This is a genomic window from Janthinobacterium saanense (assembly GCF_014200675.1).
GTDB lineage: Bacteria > Pseudomonadota > Gammaproteobacteria > Burkholderiales > Burkholderiaceae_D > Janthinobacterium.
The window spans coordinates 1-10,977 of sequence record NZ_JACHCI010000024.1 but is presented as its reverse complement, the minus strand read 5'-3'; the positions used below and the strand labels follow the sequence as shown (position 1 = coordinate 10,977).

Sequence of the window (10,977 nt, the reverse complement as noted above, 5' to 3'; positions counted from 1 at the left end):
TTGTTGCTGCTACTACTCTTTGCTATCGCTGCGTGTTCTGCAGCGAGGACAAAATCATAAGGGGTGGCGGGCATTCGGTCAATGAGGATTTGGGTGTTTTCTTCAAGAAAGTTCATTTTTATCTGAAAAAAGCGGGTTTCCTTCTCCATGGACAGGGCTATGCCTGTTTTTTCAGCGGATCGGGAGTTTTCTGCGAGTGCAGTGAATGATGGGAGGGGTGGTGGTTCAGTAGCCGGGGTATTGAATGCGTCACTGGAGCGGAAATGAAAAAAGCCGCAAACTTGTGAAAGTTTGCGGCTTTTTGCGAATCCGGTAATGGTGCCCACGGAGGGACTCGAACCCCCACACCCAAAGGCACATGGACCTGAACCATGCGCGTCTACCAATTCCGCCACGTGGGCACTGATACTGCAACAACTAGCAACTACAAGTCTGCTATTATAGCGACATGAAGAGTTTTGCGCCAGATGAACTTTCGTTCCATACTGCACATCAACCCTGTACCGCTATCCTGCAACTGCACACCGATGAAGGTTTGTCGCTGCAAGAGACCGAGATTATAGAGCAATATTTGTCGAAGTCAAATGCCTTGCGCGCCTTTTTCACTTTTTTTCATCGGCGGCCTGGCTGGCCAGTTGCAGACCTGCTGATACAACTGCTTACGCGACACAAGACGACACTGTCCGTTAGGCAAACCGGGGCGACCTCCGGTACACTAGCGAGTATCGCCGTGTCAATATTGACTATTGACGGTGATGTCATCGGCCTGTGTCTCGTTTGATCACCGTTTGATCACTGTCAATAACAAACTATAGAAATACTTTTGAGCCAAAATACCCACACCATCCCCAGCCGGGAGGACATTCTCGGCATATTCCGCAGCGTCAACGCGCCTCTCGATCCGCAGTCACTCGGGAAAACGCTGCAAGTGCATGCCGATTCCATGGATGTCCTGGTTCGTCGCCTGAAGGCGATGGAGCGCGACGGACAGCTCAAGTCTGACGCCAGCGGGATCTTCGTGCTGGCGGACCAGAGCGCGCTCGTCGCCGGCCGGGTCACCAGCCACCGCGATGGCTTCGGTTTCGTCATTCCTGACGACGCCAGCGCCGACCTGTTCCTGCCTGAAAAGGAAATGCAGAAAGTACTGCATGGCGACAAGGTCATGGCCCGCATCGTGGGCACGGACCGCCGTGGCCGCCCGGAAGGCACGATCGTGGAAGTCACGTACCGCGCCAATACCCATGTGATCGGCCGTCTGATCCAGGAAAACGGTACCTGGGTGGTGGCGCCGGAAGACCAGCGCATCGGCCAGGATATTCTGGTGACCGGTTCGGTAGGCAAGGCCAAGGCAGGGCAGATCGTCAGCGTCGAGCTGACCGAGCAGCCGATGCGCTTCAAGCAGCCAGTCGGCAAGATCGTCGAAGTGCTGGGTGCGCTGGACGACCCCGGCATGGAAATCGAAATTGCCGTGCGCAAGTTCAATGTGCCGCATATCTTTTCCGCCGCCGCACTGAAACAGGCTGAAAAACTGCCGTTCGAAGTACGTGCCACTGACCTGAATGAGCGCGTCGACCTGCGCGACGTGCCATTGGTGACTATCGATGGCGAAGACGCGCGCGACTTCGACGATGCCGTGTATTGCGAGCCGGTCAAGGTCGGCCGCGCCAACTGCTTCCGCCTGATCGTGGCGATTGCCGACGTCAGCCATTATGTGAAACCGAACGATGCGCTCGATAGCGACGCGCTCGAACGCAGCACCTCCGTCTACTTCCCGCGCCGCGTGATTCCGATGCTGCCGGAAAAACTGTCGAACGGCCTGTGCTCGCTGAATCCGGCCGTCGACCGCCTGACCCTGGTGTGCGACGCTGTCGTCAGCGACAAGGGCGAACTGAAGGCTTACCAGTTCTACCCGGCCGTGATCCATTCGGCTGCGCGCCTGACGTATGATGAAGTCGCTGCCGTGCTGGGCAATACCAAGGGTCCGGAAGCTGCCCGCCGCGCCGACATCTTGCCGCACCTGCAAAACCTGGAGCTGGTCTACCGCGCCTTGCTGAAAGCGCGCACGGAGCGTGGCGCCATCGATTTCGAGACGACCGAAACCTATATCGTCTGCAATACGGCCGGCAAGATCGAAAAGATCATCCCGCGCACGCGCAACGAAGCGCACAAGATCATCGAAGAGTGCATGCTGGCGGCCAACGTCTGCGCAGCCGATTTGTTGCTGCGTAACAAGCATCCAGGCACTTACCGCATCCACGCCAGCCCGACCAAGGAAAAGCTCACGCAAGTGCGCACCTTCCTGAAACAGGTGGGCCTGAATTTGACGGGCGGCGACACGCCATCGGCCTCGGATTACCAGACCCTGATGCAGCAGATCAAGCAGCGTCCCGACGCGGCCCTGCTGCAAACGATGCTGCTGCGCTCGATGCAGCAAGCCGTCTACAGCCCGGACAATATCGGCCACTTCGGCCTGGCCTACGAGGCGTATGCCCACTTCACCAGCCCGATCCGCCGCTACCCCGACTTGCTGACGCACCGCGCCATCAAGGCCATCTTGCAAGGCAAGAAATACGAGCCGAAGCTGACCGAAAAGACCGTGCTGAACACGAACGTGTCGAACGCCACGCGCAAGCAGCAGGCCAAGGACAAAGCCGAAGGCAAGCCGAAGAAGACGGACCTGACCATCTGGGACGCGCTGGGCGTGCATTGCTCGGCCAACGAACGCCGCGCCGACGAAGCGTCGCGCGATGTCGAAGCCTGGCTCAAGTGCTACTTCATGCAGGACAAGCTGGGCGAGCAGTTCACCGGCACCATCACCGGCGTGACCACCTTTGGCGTGTTCGTGCAGCTCGATACCCTGTTTGTCGAAGGCCTGGTGCATGTCACCGAACTGGGCACCGACTACTTCCAGTACGACGATGCGCGCCATGAATTGCGCGGCGAACGCACGGGCAAGCGCTTCCAGCTGACCGACCGTCTGACGGTGCAGGTGGCGCGGGTCGACCTGGAAACGCGCAAGATCGATTTGCGCCTGGTCACCGAAGCCGAACTGGCGGGCGAAGAAGTCGCTGCCAAGCCGAATGGCGCCAAGCGCAAGGGCGACAAGAAAACCATGGTCAAGCCAGGTCCTGCGACCGAGCAGCGCCATGAAATCAAGGCCAGCGTCAGCGTGAACCATGGTAGCAATGGCGCCAAGCCGCCTGCCAAGGCCAAGCCAGCCGCCAAGGCCGCGCCGAAAGCGGTCGCCAAGACAGCCGCCAAGGCGGTGCCGAAGGCCAAGGCGCCGGCCAAGCGTAGCAAAACCACTGCTGCGGCGCCTGCCGCGGCGGCACCACGTGCAGCAAAAACTGTAACAAAAACAAGCAAAAACAAGCGATAAAAGAAGCGATAAACAATGAAGAATAAAATGATTTTCGGCTTCCACGCCGTCACCTCGCGCCTGCGTCATGAAGCGGCGACCGTGGAAGAAATTTTCGTCGACGCCAGCCGCGTCGATGGCCGCATGAAAGACATGATCGCCGCTGCCAAGGCTGCCAATGTCCGCGTCATGCCGGTCGATTCGGCACGCCTGGACAAGATCGTCGGCACGCGCCGCCACCAGGGCGTGATCGCGTTTGCCTCGCAATTGTCCCTGGCCCGTAACCTCGATGAGCTGCTGGACGCCATCGACGGCCCGCCACTGCTGCTGATCCTGGACGGCATCACCGATCCGCACAATCTGGGCGCCTGCCTGCGCGTGGCCGACGGCGTTGGCGCCCATGCGGTGATCGTACCGAAAGACCGCGCCGTGGGCTTGAACGCCACCGCCGCCAAGGTCGCCAGCGGCGCTGCTGAAACCGTGCCTTACATCACCGTGACCAATCTGGCGCGCACCATGCGCGACCTGAAAGAGCGCGGCATCTGGCTGATCGGCACCACCGACGATGGCGAAAAAGGCTTGTACGAAGCCGACTTCACGGGCCCGACTGCCCTGGTGATGGGTTCCGAAGGCGAAGGCATGCGCCGTCTGACGCGCGACACCTGCGACATCCTGGTCAATATCCCGATGTTCGGTTCCGTCGAGAGTTTGAACGTGTCGGTGGCCTCGGGTGTCTGCCTGTACGAAGCGCGCCGCCAGCGCATCGCTTTAGAAGCTTAAGTTAGCGTCACTTGGGGTCAGACCCGCCGGGGTGATACGTCCCAATGGGACGCATCACGATTCCGAAGGAACTGCCCCAGCTTGCCGCTTCTTGATCGGCCGCCTACGAAATGTTGGCGGCCGATTTATTTTCCCCCTCCAGCATTCCCCCGCCGAATACGCTACCATTTGCCTTCTACCTTATCTGTTTTTTATTATGTTCCACCACCTGCGCGAAGATATCAACAGCATCATTGAACGTGACCCGGCTGCCCGCAACGGCTGGGAGGTGCTGACCTGTTATCCGGGCTTGCACGCCATCGTCATGCACGGCTGGGCGCACTGGTGCTGGCTGCGCGGCCTGAAGTGGGTAGGGCGCTTCATTTCCTATCTCGCCCGCATCATCACGGGCATCGAGATTCATCCGGGCGCCGTGATCGGCCGCCGCGTTTTCATCGACCATGGTTTCGGCGTGGTGATCGGCGAGACGGCGGTGGTGGGCGACGACTGCACCATCTACCAGGGCGTGACCCTGGGCGGCACGTCGCTGCACAGCGGCACCAAGCGCCATCCGACCCTGTCGCGCGGCGTGATCGTCGGCGCCGGCGCGCAGGTGCTGGGCAGTTTTACGGTGGGCGAGTATGCCAAGGTGGGTTCGAACGCGGTGCTCTTGAAACCCGTGCCGGCTGGCGCCACGGCGGTCGGCAACCCGGCCCATATCGTGCAAAAGGATATCAACGCCCTGCGCGAAGGCAGCACGGCCCATTTGTTTGCGGCTTACGGCGTGACGCCGAACGGTGACGATCCATTGTCAAAAGCGCTGCAAGGCTTGATTACGCACGCGGTGGCGCAGGAAGAACGTATCGAAACTATCCTGGCGACCCTGAAGGCGGCGGGCATCTGCTGCCAGGCTGTGCCGGAATGTGATAAATTTGATTCTGAGCAAATGAACAAGCTGGTCGATTAAGGGTTTATGCATGAATACTGATGTGAACGCAGCCGACAAAGGCTCTGATAATTCCAATCTGCTCGACCCGTTCGAGATCCGCGTACTGGCCGTGCTGGCCGAAAAAGAGGCGCTGACGCCAGACAGCTATCCGCTGTCGCTCAATGCCCTGACCAATGGCTGCAACCAGCTGTCGAGCCGCGACCCCGTCATGGCTTTGAGTGAAGAAACCGTGTACGACGTGCTGCAGCGCTTGATGCAGCGCAAATTCGTCAACGGCATCACCCAGGCCGGCGCGCGCGTTGCCAAGTATGAACACCGCATGCGCATCAAATGGTCGCTGGAACAGGACAAGCTGGCCATCCTCGCCATTCTGATGCTGCGCGGCTTGCAGACTGCCGGTGAAATCCGCAGCCGCAGCGGCCGCATCCATGAATTCAAGTCGGTGGCTGAAGTGGAATCCGGCCTGCAATTTTTGATCGACAAATACCCGCCGCTGGTCGCCAAACTGGCCGTCGCCCCCGGCGCCAAAGAACCGCGCTACGGCCACTTGCTGGGCGGCGCAGAAGCGCTGGCCCAGATCGAGACGGCGTCCGGTTACGCAGGCGCCGTCAGCGCGCCGCAGCAAGGCAGCCGCGTGGCCCAGCTGGAACAGGAAGTGCTGCAATTGCGCAGCGACTTCGATGGCCTGGCAGCGCAGTTCGAAGCGTTCAAGAAACAGTTCGAATAAGCATACACCAGGCAATACCGGCTCTCACATCTTCCCGCGATGGGCTGGATTGAGATAATCATAGGCGACGGTCCCTAGCGGCAGCGTCAGGTCGGCCAGGATATGTCGGGCCGAGAGGATTTCCAGTACCGGCAGCACTGCGACGGGCGCCAGCGCGTGGGCATTGAGCTGCAATGCGCCGGGGCCGGTCCAGGCGCCCTTGACGTTCACCTCGGTCAGGCTGTATTGCACCAGTTCGCAGATGCGCGCCGTGCCATCCACGTGGGGGATGATCTTGAGCAGGAATGCGGGTGCTTCCAGCGATTTCTTGGCTGCCGCCAGGTCCAGCGCCCGGTGTTTATAACCCATGGTGCCGGTGGCAACGCGGAAGTCGCTGTAGTCGAGCGTGCCGCTCAAGGTGTCTTTGTGGATGCGCAACTCCGGATCGCCCAGTTTTTTCGGGAAACCCCATAATTCGCGCCCGGCGGCGATCGGCGGGTGGTCGTTCAGATACATGCTGAGCACGAAGCCGCCAGCCACGCCGTCGAGCGTGACGGGGATCACCTGGCCCGACTCGCAATAGTGGCCAAAACCGGTCGAATCGGGCATGTTGATGAATTCAAAATTCACTACCGGCTCGACAAATTCCAGTGGCGCGGGGATCAATGCGCGCAAGGCGTCCGGATCGGTACGGTAGCTGATGATCAGGTATTCACGATCGACGAAGCGGTAGGGACCAGGGGGGAAAGCCGGATTGTTGATAGGCATGGCAAAAGCATTGCGGAGGACGTCATCTTCGGTCATAGCGTAGTGCTCCCGGTTGGTGCGGCATGGGGGGGGCGCAGGCAGCGTGCTGGGATTGTTGCACTGCGGTATGAACCAGTATAGCCAGAAACCGGCTTGTGCATGCGTTCGACTGACCGTGCCCGTGCCGGAAGTGTCAGGCGGCCAGCACCACCCGCACGCTGTCGCGCCCACCTCGCTTGGACTCGTACAGGGCCGCGTCGCCCAGGTCGAGCAGGGAGGTCAGGCTTGCCGGTGGCCGCTCAAATAGCGTGCCACCTACGCTCAGGGTCACCGCCTTCGGGGTGGTAAACGCCTGCTGCGCCATGTGTCCGAATGCCTCGCGCAAACTATTGCCCAGCATCACCATACTTTCGCTGCTGGCCTCGCGCAGCAGGATCACGAATTCGTCGCCTCCCAGCCGTGCGGCCAGTGCGTCCTGCGGCAGGGCGCTGCGGATGATGTCGCTCAGGGCCACCAGTAATTTGTCGCCGGCGCTGTGGCCGTGCAGGTCATTGACCTGCTTGAAATGGTCGATGTCGATCAGCAGCAGGGCGCCAGGGCTGGCCGGCGAGGCCAGCGCGAGCAGTTCAGGCGCGCGCTTGTACAGGGCGCGGCGGTTGTACAGCGCGGTGAGCGGGTCGCGGGCGGCCAGTTGTTCGATGCGTTCTTCGCGGCGGTGCCGTTCGGTGCCGGTCATGGACAGGGCGATCAGCATGATGGCCATGGCGCCTTCCATCAGCGAAATCTGGATCACGACACCACGCAAGGCGGCCAGGTCGACGAAGGCATCGAGCGCCACCGGCAGGCCAGCCTTGGCGAAATAGAACAGGCCATGCAGCAGCAGTACATAGCGCAACTGTACCGCACCCACGCTCAGGGACACGCCGTGGGGACGCAGCAGGAAGCTGGCGCGCAGGGTGATGCCGGCAATCAGCAGCGACTGGATGACCAGCATCAGCTTGGACCACCACGGCTCGCCCGGCACCAGCAGCATGGCCAGCCAGACGACCGCAACCAGATACCAGGCGCGCGACAATCGGCTTTGCGTGAATCTGGCCACGCCTGCCAGGAACAGCCAGTGGGCGGCGATCAGCAAGCCGTTGGCAAACCAGATACCAATGATTAAAAAACCATGGCTGCGCAACAGCGCCAGGATGGATCCCACCGTGATGACCGCGAAACCAAAGCTCCAGAACAGCAGCGACTCCTCGCGCACGCTGCGACATTCCACGGCCAGATAAAGTGCAGCGGCGGCGGCCAGGGCTGTCGTAAGTATGAGGATGGTGGAAGGGTCGAGTGCCATGAGTAGGGAGGGGCGTGAGCTTGCTCAAGCAAACTGATGAAAAAAAGGCAGCTATTTTAGCGCCCTCTGGTATAAATTTAGCTAAGAACCTGTTTAGCAGTTTGTTGTAAAACGCTCCATGCATCGAACCATGAAGCGGCCACGACATCTCTGGAAAGATGGATCCGAGCGATATTAGCAGGGAATAATGTGAAGTGCTGCGGGGTATGCTGGAATGTAGCGGGCCGAAGCAGATGAACGAGGAGTACGCAATGGCACCGCTCATAAGACGGTGTGGGGTTGTATGGCGGCTGACAGCTTCAATTCTTCTAACTTGCTACATTTCTCCCTTAATTCGCCGGATAATTGGCCGGATCGATGGCTGGCGCAACGCGGTGCCGGAACACGTCGCCGCCGTGCGGGTGATGCTGGGTGCGGCGCTTTTCATCTGACGGTGGGCTGATCAGGACGATCGACGCTTCCTCGGGATCGCGCAGATTGACCACCGCGCTGACGCCACCATCGCGGTAGCTGCCCATCACGGCTATGGCCATTTGCACGAACAAGGTGGCCGCGCCCGTATTGCCCAAGCGCTGGTCGGTATCTATCCATTGCGCGGGTTTGCCGCTGTCGAGTTCCGGGCCGCCTTCTTGCGCATGTTTCAGCAGCGTCTTGTGCAGCGCCACCAGTTGTTCGGTATTGCCGCCGGTAGCGGCGATCAGGCGCTGCGGCGCTGCGGGTCGCTCGGCTTCGGGCAGGTTGCGCAGCGCTTCCTGCCAGCCCGTTTGCAAGGCCAGTTCGCGCTGGTCGCGCCGCGTGAGCGGCTTGCCCTCGCCATCCCGCATCTTGACGAAGGTAGGCCGGTGGATAAAACCCAGGGTGGGCAAGCGGTCGATCTGTGCCAGCTGTTCCTTGTTGAAGGGCAGGGGAAACCACGGCGTGGGTTGCCAGTCCCTGGGCGGATGGTAGGTCCTGGGATTGAGCTTGTCGAACATGCTGAAGGTACCCGTGCCTCGGATATCGGGGCGCCGGGCAAATTGCGCGGCGACGGGCAGCCATTCTTCTATCGTAGGCTGGCGTTGGGTAAATGCATTCGGGTCTTCTTTCTTGCGGGGGTGGGGCACCGCCCGCATTAACTGGTCGTAAGCCAGATACAGCCGCCGCGCCACGCCATAGGTGTTGAGGTCATCGACGCTGGCCTCGGGCGGCGCATCGTCGTAGGCAAACTTCCGCACTGTGTCAATACGTTCACGCCGCGCCAGCACGAACAGGGCGGAAGCGTCCGGCATTTCGGGGATGTAGCGGCCGTTTTTGAGCAGGTCTGGGCTATCGGGAAGGCGAGCAGCATGACGTGTGGCCATGCTGTCTTCTGAATTGAGCACAATGTAGGGGACGTCTGGATTGGCATCGAAAAAGGCAAATATGTCTTCCAGAATATGATCGGGATGTTCATCAAAACGCCTTGGGCCAACGACAAACAAATGCCATGTCATACCGGAATATATGGCATCTGCGGCAAGGCCCATGACAGGTGCATCCGGCATGTCGGCCACGGCGGGGTCCGGGATCGGCGGATCGGCATTGAAGACGGGGACGGCAAAGTACATGGGGATGTCTTTTGCACCGTTTTCCAATGCATCACCTGCTCGTCCACCAGAAATTCCTGATTTCTCCCTGGCGTCCCATGGATATTTATCCTTGTTTTGTTCGCGGATGCTAGTGTACGCATTTCCTTTTTGTAGGGCCTCCCACAATTTTCCTTGTCGGTATTTATCCAGGGTAACGCCGAGGCCGATGACTTCCAGGACATATTCACGTTTTTCCTGTTTGCCTGCAGCAGCCTGTTGGACCTGATGCGTTACTGCCGGAGCTAACTTCTGTGAGTGTATCCAATGCGAACCGAGTAGGCCGGCGGCCACGATAGGCGATATCAGCAATAACCAGTGCCATCCTTGCCATTTTTTGCTAACCATTGGCGACTCCTCCAGGAAAGGTGAAATATCAGATGTTGTCATTGCGAAAAAACATGGTAGAAGTAATGTGAGCACGATGAACGCTGCCAAGAATGGAGTCTTCAGACGTAGGGTTTGATTTTTCACTTTGGAATGTCGTCACTTGGTTTATGGGTTTTTGGTGCGATAGCAGATTCTGTACGCCTACCGTTGATTATTTCGCACACGACGGTTGACGGCAGTCCCACGTGCAAAGCGGGCACACAAGCTGGTAGAGTTCCTGTGCTGTAGTAGTCGACAGATCCCTCAATCAATACCTTGCGTTCTACAGTTTCGTCAGACCAGTAAGCATTGAATGTCTTTATGAAGTCGTTCCACTTTTCTATCCCGGGCCGATCACGCAGCGAGTCACTTTTCTTCAACCGCCAATCCGCCACCGCACATAAATACCGGTAAAACCTCGGATCGCTGCTCGCCTTGCCGCCACCAATGGCCACGTCATACGCCGTCACATTGCAGTGGTTTTCTGCGTTGCCGATAATGGCGCCGTGGAAGGATTTAGGGCTGACTTCGTGTTGCCAGCGCTTGCGTGCCTCGTTCGGGGTTTCCATGGGATCGATGAACAGCAGATCGCCGCTGCCCGGATGGCGGGAAACGCGTGCAAGCTTGCGCCAGTCATCCGGTGCCTTGCCCAGATTGAAGGCTTGCTCCACCTGTTTGAGTGTAGGCGGGCTGAAAGGGTCATAGCTGTATTCCGATTTTCGGCCGTGCCGGGGGCGAGGATCGGCAATGACTTCCCTCGGAAATGTTCGCAAGCCTTGCTTGCTGGTGATGGCGATGGCGGCGTCGATCGGGTCGACTTCTTCGCATGGTCCTTGTTGGTCGCGGGGCAGCCTGGCCTGGCTGGAAGTGCTGGGAAATTGGGCGGGCAGGATTTCGCCGCCATTCAAAACGGCCGCCACCGGCACGCGCAGCGCTTCGCCGGTAATGCTGCGCAGTCCCTGGCGCCGGCCTCTTTCTGTCTGAAATAACTGCCACCGTTCCCTTTTGGCGGCGGGCCACACAGTTTCATCGTGGCTGGCGCGGTGGCTGCGGTTGGCGCCGGCCACGTGTCCATGGTCGTTTTCACCGCGCAGGCGCAGGGCAAAATCGTGGGGCGGCAGGCCGACCAGCACGGGGCCATCG

General features: G+C 59.6%; 9 protein-coding genes and 1 tRNA gene. 4 read left to right on the top strand and 6 right to left on the bottom strand.

All coding sequences use genetic code 11. The features are described from left to right. The coding region (locus tag HDE72_RS23880) for a hypothetical protein (RefSeq protein WP_183746969.1) at positions 1-326 on the bottom strand (326 nt) is incomplete at its 3' end. Further along, positions 317-401: transfer RNA gene (locus tag HDE72_RS23875), tRNA-Leu, on the bottom strand. The genes HDE72_RS23875 and HDE72_RS23880, both read right to left, overlap by 10 nt. 422 nt (positions 402-823) lie before the next feature. Between HDE72_RS23875 and rnr the strand changes: the two genes are divergently transcribed. The 4 genes from rnr (at position 824) to HDE72_RS23855 (ending at position 5,793) form a co-directional block, all read left to right on the top strand. Beyond that, positions 824-3,379 carry a ribonuclease R gene (gene rnr, locus HDE72_RS23870; RefSeq protein ID WP_183746966.1) on the top strand — a complete coding sequence of 852 codons (2,556 nt, stop codon included), beginning with the start codon at positions 824-826 and terminating at the stop codon, positions 3,377-3,379. 15 nt (positions 3,380-3,394) lie between these two features. Further along, on the top strand, positions 3,395-4,138 hold the full coding sequence (rlmB, locus tag HDE72_RS23865) for a 23S rRNA (guanosine(2251)-2'-O)-methyltransferase RlmB (protein ID WP_183746964.1): 744 nt from the start codon (positions 3,395-3,397) through the stop codon (positions 4,136-4,138). A gap of 196 nt (positions 4,139-4,334) precedes the next feature. Then, a complete protein-coding gene (gene cysE, locus HDE72_RS23860; RefSeq protein ID WP_183746960.1) occupies positions 4,335-5,084 on the top strand; it encodes a serine O-acetyltransferase in 750 nt (249 codons plus the stop codon). Positions 5,085-5,094: 10 nt separating this feature from the next. Next, positions 5,095-5,793, top strand: coding sequence for a YceH family protein (locus tag HDE72_RS23855; protein WP_183746957.1), 699 nt, complete (start codon positions 5,095-5,097; stop codon positions 5,791-5,793). A gap of 24 nt (positions 5,794-5,817) precedes the next feature. Here the strand turns inward: HDE72_RS23855 and HDE72_RS23850 are convergent, their stop codons facing one another. The 4 genes from HDE72_RS23850 to HDE72_RS23835 all read right to left on the bottom strand — a co-directional run. Continuing rightward, positions 5,818-6,576: an acetoacetate decarboxylase gene (locus HDE72_RS23850; protein ID WP_183746954.1), complete on the bottom strand. Its 759-nt coding sequence runs from the start codon at positions 6,574-6,576 to the stop codon at positions 5,818-5,820. Positions 6,577-6,712: 136 nt separating this feature from the next. After that, complete coding sequence (locus HDE72_RS23845; RefSeq protein ID WP_183746951.1) at positions 6,713-7,861, bottom strand: GGDEF domain-containing protein; 1,149 nt, start codon at positions 7,859-7,861, stop codon at positions 6,713-6,715. 329 nt (positions 7,862-8,190) lie between these two features. Further along, complete coding sequence (locus HDE72_RS23840; protein WP_260176894.1) at positions 8,191-9,813, bottom strand: type VI lipase adapter Tla3 domain-containing protein; 1,623 nt, start codon at positions 9,811-9,813, stop codon at positions 8,191-8,193. 122 nt (positions 9,814-9,935) lie between these two features. Then, positions 9,936-10,977: effector protein Tle3 domain-containing protein (locus tag HDE72_RS23835; protein WP_183746945.1), on the bottom strand; the 1,042-nt coding region annotated here is incomplete at its 5' end.

Bases quoted from the DNA above. Each gene is read 5' to 3' on its own strand.
- HDE72_RS23850 (WP_183746954.1), bottom strand. From the start codon at position 6,576: ATGACCGAAGATGACGTCCTCCGCAATGCTTTTGCCATGCCTATCAAC.
- HDE72_RS23845 (WP_183746951.1), bottom strand. From the start codon at position 7,861: ATGGCACTCGACCCTTCCACCATCCTCATACTTACGACAGCCCTGGCC.
- HDE72_RS23840 (WP_260176894.1), bottom strand. From the start codon at position 9,813: ATGGTTAGCAAAAAATGGCAAGGATGGCACTGGTTATTGCTGATATCG.
- cysE (WP_183746960.1), top strand. From the start codon at position 4,335: ATGTTCCACCACCTGCGCGAAGATATCAACAGCATCATTGAACGTGAC.
- HDE72_RS23855 (WP_183746957.1), top strand. From the start codon at position 5,095: ATGAATACTGATGTGAACGCAGCCGACAAAGGCTCTGATAATTCCAAT.
- rlmB (WP_183746964.1), top strand. From the start codon at position 3,395: ATGAAGAATAAAATGATTTTCGGCTTCCACGCCGTCACCTCGCGCCTG.